At 59.5% G+C, this 19752-nt stretch carries 17 protein-coding genes and 1 pseudogene; 15 read left to right on the top strand and 3 right to left on the bottom strand.

Features of this window, described 5'->3' with window-relative positions:
* Positions 1 to 461: 461 nt before the first annotated feature.
* A complete protein-coding gene (locus tag X756_RS154690; RefSeq protein WP_023736051.1) occupies positions 462 to 1247 on the bottom strand; it encodes an SDR family NAD(P)-dependent oxidoreductase in 786 nt (261 codons plus the stop codon).
* A gap of 529 nt (positions 1248 to 1776) precedes the next feature.
* Here X756_RS154690 and X756_RS154695 point away from each other — a divergent pair.
* Genes X756_RS154695 through X756_RS154710 form a run of 4 tightly spaced genes read left to right on the top strand, consistent with a single transcriptional unit; the run spans position 1777 to position 4149 of the window.
* On the top strand, positions 1777 to 2238 hold the full coding sequence (locus X756_RS154695; protein WP_245264475.1) for a hypothetical protein: 462 nt from the start codon (positions 1777 to 1779) through the stop codon (positions 2236 to 2238).
* Positions 2235 to 3455 (top strand): divalent metal cation transporter, encoded by a 1221-nt coding sequence (locus X756_RS154700; RefSeq protein WP_023729492.1) that lies wholly within the window; start codon positions 2235 to 2237, stop codon positions 3453 to 3455. The genes X756_RS154695 and X756_RS154700 overlap by 4 nt, the downstream gene beginning before the upstream one ends.
* Complete coding sequence (locus X756_RS154705; RefSeq protein ID WP_245264474.1) at positions 3452 to 3814, top strand: hypothetical protein; 363 nt, start codon at positions 3452 to 3454, stop codon at positions 3812 to 3814. The genes X756_RS154700 and X756_RS154705 overlap by 4 nt, the downstream gene beginning before the upstream one ends.
* Positions 3815 to 3816: 2 nt before the next feature.
* Positions 3817 to 4149 carry a hypothetical protein gene (locus tag X756_RS154710; RefSeq protein ID WP_023681169.1) on the top strand — a complete coding sequence of 111 codons (333 nt, stop codon included), beginning with the start codon at positions 3817 to 3819 and terminating at the stop codon, positions 4147 to 4149.
* A gap of 80 nt (positions 4150 to 4229) precedes the next feature.
* Here X756_RS154710 and X756_RS154715 read toward each other — a convergent pair whose 3' ends face one another.
* A complete protein-coding gene (locus tag X756_RS154715; RefSeq protein WP_245264473.1) occupies positions 4230 to 4805 on the bottom strand; it encodes a GNAT family N-acetyltransferase in 576 nt (191 codons plus the stop codon).
* 202 nt (positions 4806 to 5007) lie between these two features.
* Here X756_RS154715 and X756_RS0134035 point away from each other — a divergent pair, with 202 nt between their 5' ends.
* The 5 genes from X756_RS0134035 to X756_RS154735 all read left to right on the top strand — a co-directional run bounded on the left by X756_RS0134035 (position 5008) and on the right by X756_RS154735 (position 8846).
* A complete protein-coding gene (locus tag X756_RS0134035) occupies positions 5008 to 5328 on the top strand; it encodes a hypothetical protein (RefSeq protein ID WP_031195797.1) in 321 nt (106 codons plus the stop codon).
* Positions 5329 to 5963: 635 nt separating this feature from the next.
* The gene (locus tag X756_RS154720) at positions 5964 to 6374 is read left to right on the top strand and encodes a DUF427 domain-containing protein (protein ID WP_023704637.1); all 411 of its coding nucleotides are present in this window, start codon (positions 5964 to 5966) and stop codon (positions 6372 to 6374) included.
* Positions 6375 to 6414: 40 nt separating this feature from the next.
* Complete coding sequence (locus X756_RS154725; RefSeq protein WP_023681173.1) at positions 6415 to 6834, top strand: HD domain-containing protein; 420 nt, start codon at positions 6415 to 6417, stop codon at positions 6832 to 6834.
* 330 nt (positions 6835 to 7164) lie between these two features.
* A complete protein-coding gene (locus X756_RS154730) occupies positions 7165 to 7671 on the top strand; it encodes a ferritin-like domain-containing protein (protein ID WP_023668075.1) in 507 nt (168 codons plus the stop codon).
* A 128-nt stretch (positions 7672 to 7799) separates the two neighbouring features.
* Positions 7800 to 8846, top strand: a complete 1047-nt coding sequence (locus X756_RS154735) for an ATP-dependent DNA ligase (RefSeq protein ID WP_050589239.1) — start codon at positions 7800 to 7802, stop codon at positions 8844 to 8846.
* Between the two features lie 653 nt (positions 8847 to 9499).
* Here X756_RS154735 and X756_RS1000000170545 read toward each other — a convergent pair.
* On the bottom strand, positions 9500 to 10792 hold the full coding sequence (locus tag X756_RS1000000170545) for a Ku protein (RefSeq protein ID WP_348529820.1): 1293 nt from the start codon (positions 10790 to 10792) through the stop codon (positions 9500 to 9502).
* A 167-nt stretch (positions 10793 to 10959) separates the two neighbouring features.
* Between X756_RS1000000170545 and X756_RS154750 the strand changes: the two genes are divergently transcribed.
* From X756_RS154750 to X756_RS01000000165360, 6 genes and pseudogenes are all read left to right on the top strand, one after another.
* Complete coding sequence (locus X756_RS154750) at positions 10960 to 11568, top strand: LysE family translocator (protein WP_245264472.1); 609 nt, start codon at positions 10960 to 10962, stop codon at positions 11566 to 11568.
* A gap of 77 nt (positions 11569 to 11645) precedes the next feature.
* Positions 11646 to 12155, top strand: a complete 510-nt coding sequence (locus X756_RS0134020; RefSeq protein ID WP_023696312.1) for a hypothetical protein — start codon at positions 11646 to 11648, stop codon at positions 12153 to 12155.
* Between the two features lie 23 nt (positions 12156 to 12178).
* Complete coding sequence (locus X756_RS154755) at positions 12179 to 12799, top strand: isochorismatase family cysteine hydrolase (RefSeq protein WP_023687850.1); 621 nt, start codon at positions 12179 to 12181, stop codon at positions 12797 to 12799.
* Between the two features lie 296 nt (positions 12800 to 13095).
* Entirely contained in the window at positions 13096 to 13371 is a 276-nt protein-coding gene (locus tag X756_RS154760; protein ID WP_023725485.1) for a hypothetical protein, read from the top strand.
* Positions 13372 to 13773, top strand: coding sequence for a response regulator (locus X756_RS154765; RefSeq protein WP_023729487.1), 402 nt, complete (start codon positions 13372 to 13374; stop codon positions 13771 to 13773).
* A 180-nt stretch (positions 13774 to 13953) separates the two neighbouring features.
* A pseudogene (locus X756_RS01000000165360) lies at positions 13954 to 19741 on the top strand (HAMP domain-containing protein).
* The last annotated feature ends 11 nt before the right edge of the window (positions 19742 to 19752 follow it).

Below are 19752 nucleotides of genomic sequence, written 5' to 3'. Positions count from 1 at the left end.
TCATCATGGGCTCGCTTTGACGGCAGGTGACCGTTACGGAAGTGGCACCTAACCGGCCGTCGACGCGAATGTTCCCTTGTGATTGCAGTGAGGTGTCGCTCGCCTTGCCCGTCTCGGCCGTGAGGCCGCATCACCACTTTGACAGAACCTCCTGATTGTAGCGGAACGTCTTGTACAGACCGGCCCTGCTTCCAGATCGGCCGGTGGGTAATCAGAAAGGAGGGATCGATTTCGCCGTTCTGGACCATCGCCAATAAAGGTTCCAGGTAGCGTTGCGTATGCGTCTGGCCCATCCGGAAAGCCGGTCCCTCATTCATCGCCGCCAAACGGGATGTGATCGACCAGGCCAACACAGACGCCGGGAACCGAGATGGTGCCGCCTTGCGGCAGCGATAGATTGCCTCGCGCAGCACATGCGGTCTCTGCGAATGCCAGCCCGTTTGATGACGCGAAATATCAGCTCAGTCGCTGGACGCCGACCCCGGCTCGGCCATCCTACGGTGCTGTTCGGCCAAAGTGGCTGCCGGCGTGACATGCGCGGCGGCGACCTGCAGCTTGTTTTTCCAACCGCTGACGACCTGTTCATCACCGGCCATCATCGCCTCGTAACCCGTCTTGGCGACATCGGCCGGATTGTCCTTTTCATCGGAGCCGACCTTGGTATCCATCATTTCAGCGCGCTCGAAGAATCGCGTCTGCGTGGGGCCAGGCATCAGCACGGTGACCGTCACGCCGCTATCTTTCAGCTCATGGCGGAGGGCGATCGAGAAGGAATCGATGAACGCCTTCGTGCCGTTGTAGACGGCCTGGAATGTTCCGGGCATGAAGCCGGCGATCGACCCGGTGAACAGGATGCGTCCGCGGCCTCGCCGGGCCATCTTGGCGCCGAGTTCATGCGCCAGATAGACCGTTCCGGTGACATTGGTGTCGATGATCCGGCGGACTTTTCGCCAGTCCTGGTCGACGAAGCCGTTGCCGAGCCCGCGTCCCGCATTGAGAAACAACAGGTCGATATCGCGATCGCCGATCTGGGAGATCAACCGATCGGCGCCCTCGACGGTCGCCAGATCGGCCTCAATGGCTTCGACCGTTACATTGTGGGTCTCAAGTGCCTCTGCCGCCTGCCGGATAGCCGGCTCGTCGGCGGCGATGATCAGGTCGTAACCGTCTTTAGCGCACAGCTTTGCGAGTTCCCTTCCGATGCCACTCGAGGCGCCGGTCACCACAGCGAGTTTGGCGTCCGTCATCATATCCTCCATCTTCGTGCCATCGGAACCACGAGCGGGCACAATTGTTCCGCGGCGTTTGGGCTGGATTGATCGTGCACTGTCATGACGGTCAGGCGACGGTCGTCGTCGCGGTCCTTGCGCGCATTCATAGAGAGCCGTTGCGACAAAAACCGTTCTACGCCATGAGAACTCGCCATGGCCTACCTTCAAAAAAAGGCCCCCCGAACGCATGGATTGAGTACTCAGAACGGATCAGTTGAAGTTGGAACAAGTGGCCCGGTTGGAAGTTCGAACCGTGCAGCGTTGTTGCCCTCCCATGTTGATGCTGCGCGATCGGGTCATCCCCTCAGCCCGATCTGCCCGCGCTTCTCCGCGCCAAAGAGAAGCGCGGGCCCCCCTCTTTTAACGGCTGTCCGGGATGGAGCGTTTTGTTACGTTGGACTAGCCGACCTCACAGGCTCGTCGTCGGTTTCGTTTGACGAGCTCTCCGAGCGCTCTAGATCATTGATGCCGGACGCAGTTGGTTCGGGCCGGGGAGGAAATCCGCGTGGCGCATCCAACGCGCGCTGTACCCCATAACGACCGTCATTTTCCGGTTGGCTGGCTGTGCTTGCTTCTGATTCTAGCCGGGTTGGCCGGATGCTCGTCTTCCAATCAGGTGGCGCAGCAATCACGAACAGCGGCCTCCGCGGCACAGACCGTATCGATGGTGCTGGATGCCTGGGTGGAGGGAGCGGCACCGTCCGCCTATGCCACGGCCGCACTGCACTCGGTCGGAAAAACGCTGGCCGATGTCGAGGCGCAAATTCGATCGGCCGAGACCGCTGAACCAGCCGGGCGAGCAGGACTGACGGCAGCAGTCAACAGTTTGTCGGTGGCGGTGGCGCATGCCGAGGCGGGATTGCGGGTGAACAATCGCACTGAGGTGGAAAGCGCACAACAGGATCTTCGGGCGGCCATGCGCTCGCTCGCCGCCGCTTACACCAGCGCTTTCGGACCAAAGCCGTGAAGAAGCTTCTGGAAATATCGCTTGGCGTCGTCACCAGTGTCGGAGGTTTCCTCGAAGTCGGGTCGATGGCTACGGCGGCGCAGGCGGGTGCCGCCTTCGGATTCCAGCTAATCTGGGCCATAGTTCTCGGCACCATATGCATCATCTTTTTGGTTGAAATGGCCGGTCGGTTCGCCGCGATGAGCCATCACACGATCTCAGAGGGCATTCGTGAAAGGTTTGGGTTCAACGTCTTCCTATGGCCGTTGCTCGTCGTCCTTCTCGTCAATTTCATGGTGCTGTCCGCTGAGATCGGCGGTGTGGCCATCGCACTCGAACTTGCCACCGGCATAGGCTTCCAGTGGTGGGCACTACCGGTGGCGTTGCTGGCATGGCTGCTGCTGTGGAAAGGCACGTTTGGCTTTATCGAGAAAGGCGTTTCGGTCCTCGGCCTCGTGACGCTGTGCTTCGTCGTTGGTGCGGTGATGTTAAAGCCCGACTGGACAGCGGTCGCCGGCGGCGCCGTGCCCTCGCTGCCGGCTCACGATGCCATCAATTACTGGTTCATGGCGTCCAGCATTCTCGGCGCCTCGATATCGCCTTATCTTTTCATGTTCTATTCCTCGGGAGCTATCGAGGACAAATGGGATGAAAGCCACCTTGGGGCCAATCGTGCCATCGCCGGGCTGGGCATGACCTTCGGTGGGACCATTTCGATCGGCGTGTTGATCGTCGCTGCTCTCGTTCTCGCGACGCGCGGCATCGACCAAGTGGACGACTATCACCAACTGCCGTTGATGCTGATCCCTATATTCGGCTTCTGGGGGTTCGTTCTATTCGTTGCCTCGCTCGCCATTGCCTGCTTCGGCGCCGCACTCGAAGTCGGGTTGCAACAGGCATATCTGGTGGCACAGGGCTTTGGCTGGACGTGGGGTGAGGATCGCCAGCCGCGCGATGATCCGGGCTTCAGTGCCGTCTATACGGCATCATTGTTTTTGGCCGCCATTCCGATCATGCTTGGCCTCGACCCACTGAGGCTGACCATCTTTTCCATGGCGGTAACGGCGGCGAGCCTTCCGCTGACGGTAGTTCCATTTCTCTTCCTGCTGAATGACGAACGCTATGTCGGCGAACATCGCAACGGCATCATTTCGAATGCCGCCGTTGTCTTCATTATCGCGCTTGCCTTCGTGCTCGCCGTGGTGACGATTCCGCTGCAGATATTCGGAGGCACATGATGGAATTGATGCGTGATCTCCTGGACAAGCAGGTGTTCGACCGCCGGCGGTTCAAGATCGGCAAGGTCGACGGAGTGGTGGCCGAGTTGCGGCGGGGCAAACCACCAAGGATTGTCGCGATAGAACTCGGCTCCATCACTTTGGCGCGCCGCCTTGGCGCGCGGCCCGGGGAATGGATGGCGCAACTGGCGACGAGGGTGGGTGGCAAACGCCACGCCGAGCCACACAGGATTGCGTGGAAAAAGGTGCAGGACAACGGGCTCGACATCGAATGTGACATCGAGGTGGGCGAGACGTCGATTTTCGCCTGGCAGGACTGGTTGCGCGATCATGTCATCGGGCGCATCCCAGGAGCGTGATGATGAGGACAGTCAACCTCGAACATCTTGCCGGGCGACGCGTGCTCTCGCAGCGTGGAAAGAGCATCGGTCACATCGAAGAGATTCTCGCCGAACAGCGTGGCGACGAGCTCGTCGTTACTGAATTCCACGTTGGCATCTACGCCGCGTTCGAGCGTCTGTCGGCTTCGACCATCGGCATCGCGATGCTCGACCTGTTTCGGCTGCGCCGTCGCGACGGCCTGTACCGCATTCCCTGGGATAAACTCGATATCTCCGATCCGGCGCGACCGCGGCTGCTATGCCCGATGACCGAGCTTCCCGGATGGAAAGGGCAAAAGGACCTTCGGGAGTAGATGGCTACGGCTCGGGAGGGCTAAGGCGCCGGCATTTTGCCGGCGAACAGCCGTTCGTGCAGATGGCGCCTCCGCAAAGATTACTGCAGGTTCTTGCGAAGGAAGATGCGGGCGTGTCCTGGAATAGCGAATTCGACTTTGCCGAATTCCTCAAACCCATGAAGCCGGTAAAATTGAGGCGCCTGGAAACTGCTCGTCTCGACGACGGCTCTCTTACATCCACGCCTAACGGCTTCCTCCTCAATCGCCATAAGAAGCTGTGATCCATAGGATCGGCCACGCAATTTTTCAGGCAAGAAGAACATGTCGAGAAACAGGAGCCCCAGTTCCGTTCTGCCCCAAATTCCACCCCAGATCTTTCCCGAGGGGTCGGTAAGCTCCGCGCCGATCACTGCCCGGTCATCGATTCCGGTTTGTTCGATGTTGTGTCGATAGAGCGCAGCGGCCGCCTGCGTTCGTGCATCCACGTTGTGAGCCAGAGCGATTGTAAATCCTTCGGATCGAGCCGGCATGCGTTCTGCTCCTGCGTCGGAATGGTCTTGAGATTCAACCGTCAGATTAACATCAAGGCGGCCGGTTCGCTCGCAGCTCTGATCGCCGCTTCTGTTGTAACCCGTCTTGCCCACATTCCGCATCGCGATCCGCGTCGGATGCATGCAGCCGCGCCCAACATATCGCTTTGGTGTTGAACAAAGCCCATCCTGCCCTTGTCAGGTCTCATCACAATTCGTGCGCCGTCAAGAGTGTCCACCTCGACGAAGGCTGCTGCGGATCACAATCCATTACGCCGGGAACAATGAGAAAAACCTGTCGTTGGGAAAGCGATCGCAATTCGGCGATTCAAACACGGAGACTGCAATGTTGAAGAAAATTCTAGCCGCGTCGGTGCTAACTATTGCCTTGGCCGGTTCCGCCTTGGCGCAGACAAATGGAACGGGTGCTGGCGGAACGGCTGGCACGGGTAATGGAACTGGTACTGGAACTGTTGGCAGCGGCGGCGCCGCTGGCAATGGCACTGGCAGCGGGAATGCGGCCGTGCCAACCGATCCGAATTCCACAAACTCGACTACAAAATCGAACGGCATGACCGACCGTTGCAAGGACGCCGCAGGCAATGACATCGATAACAACACTGCAAGTGGCGCAACGACCTCGACCGTGCAAAATTGCAACAAGTAGCCGATGGACCTAGCGGCTTCGGCCGCCCGAAGGCCCGCCATCAAGACAATGGCGGGCCTTCGAACACGTGCCTCGCATGCTGCCTGGATACATAGGAGCACATGTGTCCAAAGAGACCCGGCGGGCCAAACTCGATCGCTTAGCAGCCTCCATTCCGAAGCACGAATTCGAATTCCTAATGAAGATTGCAAAGCTAAGCCGTCATGACTTACTTGGCCTGATCGCTAAACACGATGGCGGCAGGGACAAGGTCTATAGGGACCTTGCGGCCCACTTGGCCGCAACTGAGGCCGCCCCGGAGCCCGTACATGAGGCGGCAGCTGACGACGGCCAAACAGCTGGAGCATCTCCAGCCACGAACTCGCCCGCCGGCAAGTAGCGGCGAAGATCATTTCGGTGCCAGCCCTGACGCTCCACGGAAGCGACGACCGTGTCGTCCTTCCAAAGTCTTCGAATGGGTTGGACGAGCATTTCACCGCGCCTTACCAACGAGAACTGCTGGATACGGCAAGCGGTAGGCGCTTTAAGGCCGGCTGCCATTCAGCTTCATCGGACATGCCGGAACCTGAAGCGCCGCCGCGCATTTCGTCTCCAGGCATGACCGATCTTGCGGAAATCGCCAGGGAGAAATTCAGATGCAAACTTCAGGCGCAACTTCACAGCAAAACCTTGGCCGATTGGCCATAGAACCGTTTTCCGGCACGGTGACGGTGCGGTTTTCCGACGCCATCGTCGCAGCTACGGAGCGGGCGAAGGTCCTGCGTGAAGACGGGCACGAGCCCGTTTTCTATATCCCCTTCGAGGACATCTATTTCGATCTTTTCGAAAAGACCGACACCACCACCCGGTGCCCGCTCAAAGGCACCGCAAGCTACTGGCGTGTCCACGCCGTCGGCAGTTCTTCCGACGATTTCATGTGGGCCTACGAAACGCCCGATGCGGCTGCTCTGGCTATTGCAGGTCACGGCGCTTTCGATCCGGAAAAGGCCCGTATCGATGTCGACCCTGCCGAGGACAAGCGACACACGCCACATATCGTCGAATAGGTTTCATCAGGCAGAGACAATCACGGTAACGACAGGCGCGATGAGCATTTTCTACCAGGCGGCAAAGATTGCGGAGGAGGTTCACGCGTCGCAGCGCGATAAGACCGGGCGGCCCTACATCGAGCATTGCCGCCGTGTCGTCGACGCCGTCGAGACAATCGATCAGAAGACTGTTGCCTACCTTCATGACGTTCTGGAGAAAGGCGAGGGCTGGACCCGCGCCAAGCTCGAAGAAGCAGGCTTCGGACCGACAATTACCGCGGCGGTCGATGCCATGTCGCGCAGGCCGGATGAGGAGTATTTCGCCTTTGTCCGGCGGGCTGCGTCGAACCCAGTGGCGCTCCCCGTAAAACGCGCCGATCTGGAGGACAACATCTGGCAGTCGAGGCAGGTCGGAGCGTCGGCGGCCAAATATGAAGAGGGCCTTCGCATACTTGACCAAGAGTTCTCCCGACAATAGTGCGCGCCCGACGCTGGCATTGCATCTGCCGAAGCAGCCATCGCCTGCGAGAACTTGCGGCGCACAGCACGTTTCGGCTCTCCTGGCCGTCAGTTTTTCCGCGCCGGCGTGCGCCTGAGGGTCCTCGCTGGACCATGGAACGTGTGATCGGGTCAAAGCTCCTCCGGAGATGGACCGCAGCGTCTCGAAAAGGAGTAACGGCCGGCTCGGAATCAGGAACTCCTCCAGCACCGGTGCGTTGACCAGCAAGCCGGGACGAGTTCCCGGCCTCCGCGGGTGGCGGGCAAGCCGCCGCCGAACCCGAACTTCTGCACAATGAAAGGTAAGGCCATGGGCTTCTTTTCGAAGGACATCAAGACACTCGACGATCTCTTCGTGCACACGCTGCGCGACATCTATTACGCCGAAAAGCAGATCGAGAAAGCGCTGCCGAAGATGATCGGCAAGGCAACCGATCCGCAATTGAAGGCCGGATTCGAAAAACACCTCGAGCAGACCAAAGGCCATATCGAGCGCGTCGAACAGGTGTTCGAATTGCATGGCGTCAAGGCCAAGGAGGTCAACTGCCCGGCGATAGACGGCATTCTGGAGGAAGCCGATGATGTGAGCGGCGACGTTGACGACAAGGAGGTCCTAGACGCGGCACTGATAGCCTCGGCGCAGGCGGTCGAACATTATGAGATGACCAGATATGGCACGCTCATCGCCTGGGCCAAGCAGCTTGGCCGCAGTGACTGCGCCAACGTGTTGGCCAAGAACCTGAAGGAAGAGCAGGCGACCGATCGCAAGCTCACCGAAATGGCGGAAAGCAAGATCAACATGCAGGCTGCCGAGTAGACCGTCCCAGGTCATGATGAGATTTGGTTGAAATCTCATCATGACCTAACCCTGTTGAAGCATGATTTTTCCAAAACCGGCACCAGTGCTGCGTTGAGTCGATCTCCATCGTTGTCCACGGAACTTTCATGACGGGCGAATCTGCCATCTCTCGCGATCTGCCGACGAGTGTAAAATCGTCTTTCGGCGTGGCGTTGAGCACGGCGCCGATGGAAGCAAAGGCTGCCGACACGTTGCCGGCCGATGCTGGCCGATGGCAATACGAACCCAAATGGGACGGGTTCCGCTGCCTGGCCTTTAAAGCCGGCGCGGCCGTGGAGTTGCGTGCAAAATCCGGCAAGCCGTTAGGGCGGTATTTCCCGGAAGTCGTCGCGATGTTGCATGAACTGAAAACAAAAGAGTTCGTGGTCGATGGTGAGATCGTCATCGAAATTGCAGGCGCTCTTTCTTTCGACGCCTTGCAGATGCGGCTGCATCCGGCGGAAAGCAGGATCCGGAAACTGTCGGTCGCGACGCCGGCAAAGCTGATCCTCTTTGACATGTTGGCGACCTCCGAGGGCGTCTTGATGCAGCAGCCGCTCTCGGTTCGGCGCGCTGCACTCGAACTGTTCGTAAAGTCGGCCGGGCGAAAGGATCTCGAACTGTCTCGGGCAACGCTTGATTTGGCGGCGGCAGGCAGATGGCTAGGCCAATCCGGACAAGGTTCGACCGACGGGGTCGTTGCCAAGCTTCTCGATGACGAATATCGACCCGGCGAGCGCGCCATGATCAAAGTCAAGCGCCTGCGCACGGCCGATTGTGTCGTCGGAGGGTTCCGCTACCTGGCGAATTCGCGTGAAGTCGGCTCCCTGTTGCTCGGCCTGTACAATGACCAGGGGCAACTCGACCACGTCGGGTTCACTTCGACGATCGCCCGGGAGGACAGGGCCAAGCTTACGCGACAACTTGAAGCTTTGCGATCGGCTCCTGGCTTTACGGGAAAAGCGCCGGGCGGTCCCAGTCGGTGGAGCACGGAAAGAAGCGGACAATGGGAGCCATTGCGGCCCGAACTGGTGGCGGAGGTGCGGTTCGATCATGTCACCGGCGATCGTTTCCGTCATGGCACCAAATTTCTGCGATGGCGTCCTGACAAAAGCCCGAAGCAATGCACGTTCGAACAGATACTTGGAAAATGAGGCTTGGCGAGGCGTCGATAGGTCCACACCATCGAGACCAAATCCGTCAAGCATTCGGCGCAGCCAAATCCAGTCGCATTCACTGGCGATCTTGAACCCGGCGGCGAGATAAACGCCTTTGCAGGAGGATGCCGGACCAAACTCGTTGTTCAGTCTGTCACCACGCCTCGCTTTGGCGGATCACGGTTCTCGTCCGGATTAGGAACTGGCACTTCGTCGGGAAGAAGATCCGGCTCAGGCTCGCGTATGTCCGGCGTCCACGTCGGCGCATCCACTGGCGGCTCTTCGGTTGGCTCTGGTTTGGGGGGCACATCTATTCTCCGGGTTTCGCTTGGGCGTGGGGTTCGGCCCGCCACCGGTCGCGCGTCGCCGCGTCTGGAGGCGAAAGGGTCTTTTTACACCCCATGTATTTTTACCGATGGCCAGCGGTCCTGGGGCTTGTCGGCGCCCGATCAGAGTCCTGCGTTCCGGCTCCTTTGAGCGCAATGTTGGCATCCGCTGCCTCTGGCTCTTTGAGGACTGCCCTGTCGACGTTCTTGATCTCGGCCATAAGGCATCGTCCTTGGTGGCCAACGGGCAACCGCGAGAATTGTTCCGAGCTATTAAGGGCGGCTGGAGCTGCTGTGCGGACCTTCTGGCTGGGCAGTTATCAACTATGCTGTCTTGCGTTTCGGTGAGGCTCTCTTTGTGGATCTCGCCAGCCCTTCCTGTTTGAGGCTCTTCTTCAGCACCTCAGCGAGGTTGATGACATTCTCCTGTGGCCTTGGTGCGGGCTTCGGCAGCTTCTTGCCTTTGCGCTTTGCATCGATCATGGCGATCAGCGCGTCTTCATAGGTGTCTTCAAATTTCGAGGGATCGAAGGTCGTCACTTTTTTGTCAATAAGCATGCCGGCGATTTCGAGCAGATCGGGGTCGTATTTCTGCTTGGCCAATCCATCGAACACAGTGCTTTCCGAAACCATTTCGTTGTGGTTGCGAAGCTCGGTCATCACCATCCCCTTGCCATAGGGCTGAATCAGCACTTCGCGGCCGCGCTGGTAGAGCACCACGCAGGATCGAGCGGCCACGCCCTTGTTCTTCATGGCATCGCGGATCACTCCGTATGCTTCGATTGCGGCGCCGTCGGCCGGGATCAGATAGTAGGGCTTCTCGAGATAGCGCGTATCGATATCGTCAATCGATACGAATTCGCCGACTTCGAGCGTGTGCTTCGACGTCAGCTTCAACGCCTTTATGTCGTCAGGTTCGATCTGGAGAAATTCGTCCTTTTCGATCTCGAAACCCTTCACCTGATCCGCTGAATCCACCAGCTTTCCGGTCTCCTCGTCGGCGTAGACGCTCCTGACCGGCAGACCGTCCTTGCGGTTCAAAATCTTGAAATGGATCTTGGATGCTTCGCTGGTTGCGCCGACAATCTTCACGCCGCAAGTAACCGAACCAACCTTCAAGAAGCCCTTCCAGGCAGCACGTGGCGCGGCCATTTTGCGCTTATCCCGTTTCCAGCTAGGGCAACGCGTTTCCGTTCGAATTGTTCCTGCGGCGGGGGCTCGGTGCACCGTGAATGTCCGGTGGGGGGAAATCCTGTCGGTCTCGACAGCGATTTTCATCGGCACGGTGCATCTTTTGGCAACCTGTCGGCGTTGGAAGTGAGCCCATTTGCCGAGGTGAGTTCCATGAAAGTGTCCACGAGGGACGATTTGAAAACCGAGGCGCAGCTCTCGGAAGACGCTGACCTCATCGTAAATCGTACAGTCCATTTCGTCGGAGTATGGATTGAGGAGCATGTGATCGAAAAGCCTGCTCTCATGCGGAAGGGCGTCGATGCCGCAGAGGAACTCGCAAGCCAATGCATCGCGGATGCAGACGAGGAAGGCATCGCCCCCGAGGACATTCAGGACGAAGTCGGGGACCTCAAGGAGTACATTGCCGAGATGATCGTGGAGCAAGGCGGTCGCGGCTCTGCAGTTAATTCTGAACCAGACATGAGCTACTTCTGCGCAACGGCCTCGGCGCCGCAGCTTCGCGTTGACCGGCTATATCGCCGCTCCAAGTCCAACAAGAGCATCATTGTTGAGAGGAACAAGTCATCGATCCCGCCCACTGGATAGCATTCGTGGGAACGGTCGTCCTGCTGCAGATGCCGCCCGGGCCGGATAGCATGCTGGTGACGGCGCGCGGCATAGGGCAGGGACGCAGGGTTGCGCTGTTCACGGTATTGGGGATGACGGCCGGCGCCGGCATGGTTCAGCTTCCTCTCATAGCGTTCGGTGTTTCGTCTCTCGTGCGAACCTCCCCACTAGCTTTTGGAGCACTGCAATGGCTTGGGGCGGCGTATCTCGTATGGCTCGGGCTAGGGCTGGTCTTCACGAAGCCGGAAACACAGGCCCGGCCGGATACGGCCCCGATCAAGGCCGTCGCCGCGGCACGGGAAGGCATGATTGCCAATCTGTTCAATCCGTGGCCCATCACGTTTATGGTAGCGTTCCTGCCTCAGTTCGTTGATCCGCATGGGAGTTCCGTGACGCTTCAACTGTTGCTGCTGGGAGCAACTCAGAAAATGACGGGCGTGTTGGTGTTGGGGACCTATGCCGTGGCCTCCGGCAGCATAGGCGCCTGGATCCTGAAGCGCCCTCGTGTGCGGCTTTGGCAGCAGCGGATCGCCGGCCTCTTCATTGTTGGCCTTGGGTTCCGAATGGCCTTTGGCGGCGGCGCAAGCCGTTAAGTTGCCGGGCCGGCGCCTGCATCCGCAGGAACCGAAAGCGCACCATGAACATTGTCAGACACAGGCAGGAGAGTGTCATGCAAGTCGTTCGGACCGAAGTGGTGAATGCTAGGGCGCCAGACGGGCAGTCGGTTCGCCGGGTGATATTTTGCGGCGAGGGCGGCGACTGCGTTACGGTGGACATGGCAAACGTCGGGATACAAGCTGAAGATGACGTGCTTGCCCGCGCAAAGGCAATCCTGGTCCAGACAGCGACCTTTGATCTCGCAGCCAATGAATATGACGCGAGCAGCAACGGCAATTTCGACCAGGTCGAGATAACCTCTGCAAGCGACGGCGCCGGCGACGTATATGTCTTTGAGTATCGCGATGGCGAAACCAGCCGACGCATACCGCCGTCGAGGATGGCGAGCCTTGAGGCGGCCCGGTCCGAAGCTATCCGCTGCGCAATCGATCTTCTCGCCGACCTGCAGCCTGGCACGGACGCTCTGTCCGGCTGGCTTGTGAGGGTATCCAACGAAAACGGTGAATTGCTTTACACTGTTGATGTGGCTGAGGCCGATGCAGCGCGGCAGGCAGGCCAGTAACCCAAACCCGACGGAATCCACCAGTGGCCGCCCAAGGATTGATTCACGGACCAATAGGCGACGATGGCCTGCATCTGTGCGTCGACATGCAGCGCCTGTTTGCGCCGGGTGGACCTTGGCCCGTGCCGTGGGCTGAAAAGGTGGTCCCGGCGATCGAAGAACTGGTCGCCAGACATGCCAGCCGTACCCTGTTCACGCGCTTCATTCCTGCCGCCCGCCCGGGCGAGGCGCCGGGAATGTGGGCAAACTACTATCGTCGGTGGGCGGAGGTAACCCTTTCCAACATCGATCCGCGCCTGATCGAGCTGATGCCTCAACTTGCACGATTTGTACCGCCGGCGACGGTGGTCGACAAACACGTCTATTCGCCCTGGACCGAGGGGCGGCTCGACGCGCTGCTGAGTGGCTCCGGCGTGCGTGCGCTCGTGATCACCGGTGGCGAAACCGACGTTTGCGTTCTCGCGACCGTGCTTGGCGCCATCGATCGTGGCTTTCGCGTCATTCTCGTCACCGATGCCATCTGCAGCTCTGCCGACCAGACCCATGACGCACTGATGGAAGTCTACCATTCCCGCTTCAGTGAGCAGATTGAGGCGGCCAGCATGGCGGAGGTGTTGGAGTGTTGGCCACAACTCACTCGCTGATCTGGGGGGCTTCAAGTGAAAGGGCCGACAATCGTCATTCTGGTCGGGCGGACTGTTTCAGTTGGCGGACGGCACTACAGTGAACCGGAAAACGTATATGAACGGCACGATTGCCTGATCTGGTCGCTCGCGTGAATCAGTGTCTGGAAGCGTACAAAGCCTTGCAGAGCTATCGACAGCGCGGCCAACCGTCATAGAATGAACAGGATACAGCGCCGAAGACTCGATGCCGGCATCTAGCAATCTTTGCGAGACATCCGGCGCCTCTGCCGTCGGCCTTCCGCAGGGAGGATGATGTGCTGAAAACCGAAGTCATTGACCTTGAAACCTATAGCGCAGTCTACGCGGTGATCTCTGGCTATCGCGCTGACGACATTATCTCGACGGCGTTTGCGGTCGATGAAATCCGCGCAAGGTTTCCTGAGTGTCGCTGCGACGACGAGGAATTGGTCGGGCTTATGGTCCATGCCATGTCCGGCAAGAAAATTGCCGTGAGCTTCGACCACCGGGTGGAACCGGTCAGGCGGCGTGCTGCGCTGCCGATCGCTTCGGAGAGCAAAGGACTGCGATAATTGGACCACCATAGGTCCGTTGCGATTTTGGAAGACGAGGCGTTTATCGCGCTCGAACTTGAAGACATGTTGCGCGAGGCGGGGTTCGACATCGCTGGGGTCTTTTCGTCCTGCGTCGACGCGCTGGAATGGTTCAGGGGCAGTTCTCCCGACATTGTTGTCATGGATATCGGCCTGACGGACGGGGATTGCGTACGAATAGCTACATTGCTTGACGCCCGAAAGATCCCCTTTGTCGTCCATTCGGCAAGCTACGCCAATTCGGGTTTTCACGATCCGATTTTCCTTCAAGGGACATGGGTCGCAAAGCCTGCCTCGCCTTCCGAGTTGCCCAACGCAATTGATGCCTCTCTGGCAATGGCAAACGGCGATGACGTGTCGTGGTCGGCTAAAGCCCGATAAATCGCAACCGCATCATGAAATCCGGCGTTCAAACCAAGGCGCAATCGTCGGCCTGGAATTCACGGCACGATGGAACAAAATTGAAAATGCCGCGTTTGGGGTCTTGCGGCGTGATCCACCATTAGCCGCGGGGGCAACTTTATCCGTATAAATCCATAGGCTGGGAGTGGCGCTGTGACCGTGCAGGCATCCAAGAAGCAATTGGACCGTCGAAGCATCCTGAATTCTCTGAAAGCCTTCCGGCGCGGCGATTTCTCCGTCCGCATCGACAATGTTTATGAAGGCCTCGATTCCGAGATAGCTGAGACTTTCAATGAGATCGCTGATCTCAACGACCAAGTGACGCGCGAGTTCGAGCGCTTGAGCCGGGTCGTCGGCAAGGAAGGGCGGATAGGCGAGCGCGGCCGGGTTCGCAATGCCACCGGCAGTTGGGAATCCAGTGTCCGTTCAGTCAATGATCTCATCGAAGACATGGTTCAGCCGACGGCTGAGGTTGCGCGCGTTATCGGCGCCGTCGCCAAGGGTGACCTGTCGCAGACCATGATGGTCGAAATTGACGGCCGACCGCTGCGCGGCGAATTCCTGCGCATCGGCAAGATCGTCAACACCATGGTCGGCCAGTTGGCCTCCTTCGCCTCCGAGGTGACGCGCGTCGCGCGCGAGGTCGGTACGGAAGGCAAGCTCGGCGGCCAAGCCCGGGTCAAGGGCGTCGCCGGCACGTGGAAAGATCTGACCGACAACGTCAACGCGATGGCCACGAACCTGACCGGGCAAGTGCGCAACATCGCGGAGGTTACGACCGCAGTCGCGTCGGGCGACCTGTCGAAGAAGATCACAGTCGATGTCAAGGGCGAAATCCTAGAACTGAAGAACACCATCAACACGATGGTGGACCAGCTCAATTCCTTCGCTTCGGAAGTGACGCGCGTGGCGCGCGAGGTCGGCACTGAAGGCAAGCTTGGCGGCCAGGCGCGCGTTGAGGGTGTTGGCGGTACGTGGAAGGATCTGACCGACAATGTGAATTCCATGGCCGAGAACCTGACTGGCCAGGTGCGCAACATCGCCGAAGTGACGACCGCGGTGGCTTTGGGCGACCTGTCGAAGAAGATTACGGTCGACGTGAAGGGCGAGATTCTCGAGCTGAAATCCACGATAAACACAATGGTGGACCAGCTGAATTCATTCGCGGGCGAGGTCACGCGCGTGGCACGCGAGGTTGGCACCGAAGGCAAGCTTGGCGGCCAGGCGCAGGTGCGCGGCGTCGCCGGCACCTGGAAGGACCTCACCGACAACGTCAACTCGATGGCCGAGAACCTGACCGGTCAGGTGCGCAATATCGCCGAGGTGACGACGGCGGTCGCGTCGGGCGATCTGTCCAAGAAGATCACGGTCGCCGTGCAAGGCGAAATCCTGGAACTCAAGGACACCATCAACACGATGGTCGACCAACTGAACTCCTTTGCCTCGGAAGTGACGCGCGTGGCACGCGAGGTCGGCACCGAAGGCAAGCTGGGCGGCCAGGCAGAGGTGAGGGGCGTCGGCGGCACATGGAAGGATTTGACCGACAACGTCAATCTCATGGCCGCCAACCTGACTGGCCAGGTTCGAAACATCGCAGAAGTCACCACCGCCGTGGCGCGCGGCGACCTGTCGAAGAAGATCACCGTCGACGTCAAAGGCGAGATCCTGGAGCTCAAGGACACCGTCAACACGATGGTCGACCAACTGAACTCCTTCGCCTCTGAGGTCACGCGTGTGGCCCGCGAAGTGGGATCGGAAGGCAAGCTTGGTGGCCAGGCGCATGTCGAAGGCGTCGGTGGCACCTGGAAGGATCTGACCGACAACGTCAACGCCATGGCCGGCAATTTGACGGTGCAATTGCGCGACGTGTCCAAGGTGGCAACGGCCATTGCGACCGGCGACTTGACCCAGAAGATCACCGTCGACGCGCTGGGCGAGATCTTGCAGATCAAGGACGTCATCAACACGATGGTCGACCAGCTCAATTCCTTCGCTTCGGAAGTGACACGTGTGGCGCGCGAGGTCGGCTCCGATGGCAAGCTCGGCGGCCAGGCCCAGGTGCGCGGCATCGGCGGCACGTGGAAGGATCTGACCGAAAACGTCAACGCCATGGCGGCCAACCTGACCGGCCAGGTGCGCAACATCGCCGAGGTGACCACCGCCGTGGCGCTCGGGGACCTTTCGAAGAAGATCACCGTCGATGTCCGCGGCGAGATCCTGGAGCTGAAGGACACCATCAACACAATGGTGGACCAGCTTAATTCCTTCGCTTCGGAAGTCACGCGCGTGGCACGGGAGGTCGGCACGGAAGGCAAGTTGGGAGGCCAGGCGCAGGTGCGCGGCGTTGCCGGCACGTGGAAGGATCTCACAGACAATGTGAACTCGATGGCAGAGAATCTGACCGGCCAGGTGCGCAACATCGCCGAAGTCACGACCGCCGTGGCGCGCGGCGACCTGTCGAAGAAGATCACCGTCGATGTGAAGGGCGAAATCCTGGAGCTCAAGTCGACCATCAACACCATGGTGGACCAGTTGAACTCCTTCGCCGGCGAGGTCACCCGGGTCGCGCGTGAGGTTGGCACCGAGGGCAAGCTTGGTGGCCAGGCGCGCGTCGAAGGTGTTGCCGGTACCTGGAAGGACCTGACCGACAACGTCAACCTGATGGCGACGAACTTGACCAATCAGGTGCGCGGCATCGCCGATGTCGTGACGGCGGTCGCGCAAGGCAATCTCAGGCGCAAACTGACGGTCGACGCGAAGGGAGAGATCGCCCTGCTGGCCGACACCATCAACGGCATGATCGAGACGCTTGCCACCTTTGCCGACCAGGTGACCAACGTCGCCCGTGAGGTGGGGATCGAGGGCAAGCTCGGCGGTCAGGCGCGTGTGCCAGGTGCCGCCGGCCTCTGGCGCGACCTCACCGACAACGTCAATCAACTCGCTGCCAATCTGACCACCCAGGTGCGTGCCATCGCCGAGGTTTCGACGGCGGTGACCAAGGGCGATCTTACCCGTTCGATCAGCGTCGAAGCGTCCGGCGAGGTCGCCGCGCTAAAAGACAACATCAACGAAATGATCCGCAATCTGAAGGATCAGACGCTGAAGAATGCCGAGCAGGACTGGTTGAAGACCAATCTCGCCCGGTTTTCGCGCATGCTGCAAGGCGAGCGCGACCTTGCCACCGTCTCGCGGCTCATCATGTCCGAACTCGCTCCTCTGGTGAACGCCCAGTATGGGGTGTTCTACGTCACCAATCGCGACGAGGAGGAATCCTATCTTGAGCTGGCGGCTTCCTATGGCGCCGAGAGCAAAGCTGCCATCAAGCAGCGGCTTGATCTGCGAGAGGGCCTGGNTTGAGCTGGCGGCTTCCTATGGCGCCGAGAGCAAAGCTGCCATCAAGCAGCGGCTTGATCTGCGAGAGGGCCTGGTTGGGCAAAGTGCCGCCGACAAGCGCGCCATCATGCTGGACAATGTGCCGCCAGAATTCCTTCGGGTCACATCTGGTCTTGGCAGCGCCTCGCCAGCCAATGTCATCATCCTGCCTGCCCTGTTCGAGGATGAAGTCAAAGCCGTCATCGAGCTCGCCTCGTTCGGCGAGTTTCGTGACACACACCAGTCGTTCCTCAACCAGCTCATGGAATCCGTCGGCATCGTTCTCAACACCATCGCTGCGACGATGCGCACGGAGGGCCTGCTCAAGCAGTCGCAACTGCTGACGTCGGAATTGCAAGCGCGTCAAACCGAGCTGACAAAAAAGCAGGAAGAGCTGCATGCGACGAACGAGGAGCTGCAGGAAAAGGCGCAGCTGCTCGAGAACGAAAAGAAGCAGGTCGAAAACAAGAATCTCGAAATCGAGATGGCGCGACGCGCGCTGGAGGAGAAAGCCGAGCAACTGGCACTCACGTCGAAATACAAGTCCGAGTTCCTGGCCAATATGAGCCACGAACTGCGCACGCCGCTCAATTCGCTGCTCATTTTGTCAAACCTGCTGGCGACCAACCAGCACGGCAACCTCAACGAAAAACAGGTAGAGTTCGCCCGCACCATCAATTCGGCAGGAACCGATCTTCTCAGCCTCATCAACGATATCCTCGATCTGTCGAAGATCGAGTCGGGCACTGTTTCCATCGACATCAACGATATGCCGGTGACGCATCTTCGCCAGCATATGGAACGAACTTTTCGTCAGCTGGCAGCCGACAAGGGACTTGGCTTCACCATCAAGGTCGATCCGGCGCTTCCCGACACGGTCCGCACAGATGAGAAACGCTTGCAGCAGATTGTCCTCAACCTGCTTTCCAACGCATTCAAATTCACCTCGGAAGGCGAGGTCAGCCTGAACTTCCGGGTTGAGAAGGCCGGCCGCCGCAATGGCGCGACGCAGCCGGTGAAGGCTCTCGCGATCGCCGTCACCGATACCGGCATTGGCATTCCAGAAGACAAACAGAAGCTGATTTTCGAGGCCTTCCAGCAGGCCGACGGCACCACCAGCCGCAAGTATGGTGGCACCGGCCTTGGGCTCTCGATCAGCCGCGAGATCGCTCGCTTGCTTGGCGGCGAATTGCGGGTCGAAAGCACGCCGGGCAAGGGGTCGACATTTACCCTCATCATCCCGTTCGACGGCCCCCGCGTAACGACAGTACAGTCGACCTTGGCTCCGGCGGCGGAGGCGGTTGCTGCGACAGCTCTGCTCAGCAGTCCGCCCTCGGCAGAGCTGATCGACGACCGCGATTCAATCCTACCCACCGATCGGATCGTGTTGATCGTCGAAGACGATCCGACCTTTGGCGGGTTGCTGCTTGGCCTCGCCCGGTCGGCCGGGCTGAAAGGCGTTCTGTCGACTGCAGGTTCCGGCACGCTGGCATTGGCCCGCAAGCTCGTTCCCGACGCAATCACACTTGATCTCGGACTTTCGGATATCGATGGCTGGGTGCTTTTCGATCTGCTGCGGCATGACCAGAAGACGAGGGGAATTCCCATCCATGTCATCTCGGGTGCCGAAGACATCGACAGTCTCGCACGCAAGGGGGCGTCCAGCATTTCCACCAAGCCCGTTTCCTCGGACGAGCTGATGAAGGTGTTTCAGGATATCCACTCGAAGAAGCTCCGCGTTCAGCGCCGCGTTCTGGTCGTGGACCCTGACCCGGAGCGGCGTCTGGCGCTGGTCGAGGCAATCCGCGACGGCGTAACGTCGGTCACCGCGATCGGTCGTGTTGCGGCAAATGCAGAAGACCTTGGCCTCGCCTCCTATGATGCCGTCGTGCTCGGCTTTGGACGCTCCGCCAAGGACAACGCAAAGGCGCTGGACGAGATCACCGGCCAATTCGGCGAAGCGTTGCCGCAGCTGCTGTTCTTTACGCCTCACCCGGACGCGCTTGAACAGGTGCTGGCATTGAACCCGGCCTTGGCGGAAGCACCGCGGGCGGAGAACTTCGCTCAATTGGCGCTGCATATTTCGGCAACGCTGCCGGGAGAAGGTCGCCAAGAGGCCTGGGCAGGAACTGAGCACAACGGCAAGTCCGATCTCGCCGGGGCGAAAGTTCTCATCGTCGACGACGACATTCGCAACATCTATTCGCTCACCAGTGTTCTGGAGACCTATGACATACAGGTTCTGCATGCCGAGCGGGGCCGTGATGGCATCGCGCTGCTTGAACAGGCGCCCGATGTCGACGTGGCATTGATCGATATCATGATGCCGGAGATGGACGGCTACGAGACGATGCGGCGGATTCGCGGCACACCGGCGATTGCTCATATCCCGCTGATTTCCGTCACCGCAAAGGCGATGAAGGGGGATCGGCAAAAATGTCTGGATGCCGGGGCTTCCGACTACATCGCCAAACCCGTCGACCTGGATCTCCTGCTGGCGCTGCTTCGTGTCTGGATCGGGCGTGCCCGATCCCGTGTCGAGAGCCCGGAAAAAATTCTCCTGGCAGCGAACTGACGGCCGTTCGA

Source organism: Mesorhizobium sp. LNJC405B00 (assembly GCF_000502615.1).
GTDB lineage: Bacteria > Pseudomonadota > Alphaproteobacteria > Rhizobiales > Rhizobiaceae > Mesorhizobium.
This window is presented reverse-complemented; position numbering and strand designations above follow the sequence as displayed.

Coding starts and splice junctions, on each gene's coding strand:
- X756_RS154710 (WP_023681169.1), top strand. CDS start 3,817: ATGAGGACAGTCAACCTCGAACATCTTGCCGGGCGACGCGTGCTCTCG.
- X756_RS0134020 (WP_023696312.1), top strand. CDS start 11,646: ATGCAAGTCGTTCGGACCGAAGTGGTGAATGCTAGGGCGCCAGACGGG.
- X756_RS154690 (WP_023736051.1), bottom strand. CDS start 1,247: ATGACGGACGCCAAACTCGCTGTGGTGACCGGCGCCTCGAGTGGCATC.
- X756_RS154725 (WP_023681173.1), top strand. CDS start 6,415: ATGAGCATTTTCTACCAGGCGGCAAAGATTGCGGAGGAGGTTCACGCG.
- X756_RS154730 (WP_023668075.1), top strand. CDS start 7,165: ATGGGCTTCTTTTCGAAGGACATCAAGACACTCGACGATCTCTTCGTG.
- X756_RS154705 (WP_245264474.1), top strand. CDS start 3,452: ATGATGGAATTGATGCGTGATCTCCTGGACAAGCAGGTGTTCGACCGC.
- X756_RS0134035 (WP_031195797.1), top strand. CDS start 5,008: ATGTTGAAGAAAATTCTAGCCGCGTCGGTGCTAACTATTGCCTTGGCC.
- X756_RS154735 (WP_050589239.1), top strand. CDS start 7,800: ATGACGGGCGAATCTGCCATCTCTCGCGATCTGCCGACGAGTGTAAAA.
- X756_RS154720 (WP_023704637.1), top strand. CDS start 5,964: ATGCAAACTTCAGGCGCAACTTCACAGCAAAACCTTGGCCGATTGGCC.
- X756_RS154715 (WP_245264473.1), bottom strand. CDS start 4,805: ATGCATCCGACGCGGATCGCGATGCGGAATGTGGGCAAGACGGGTTAC.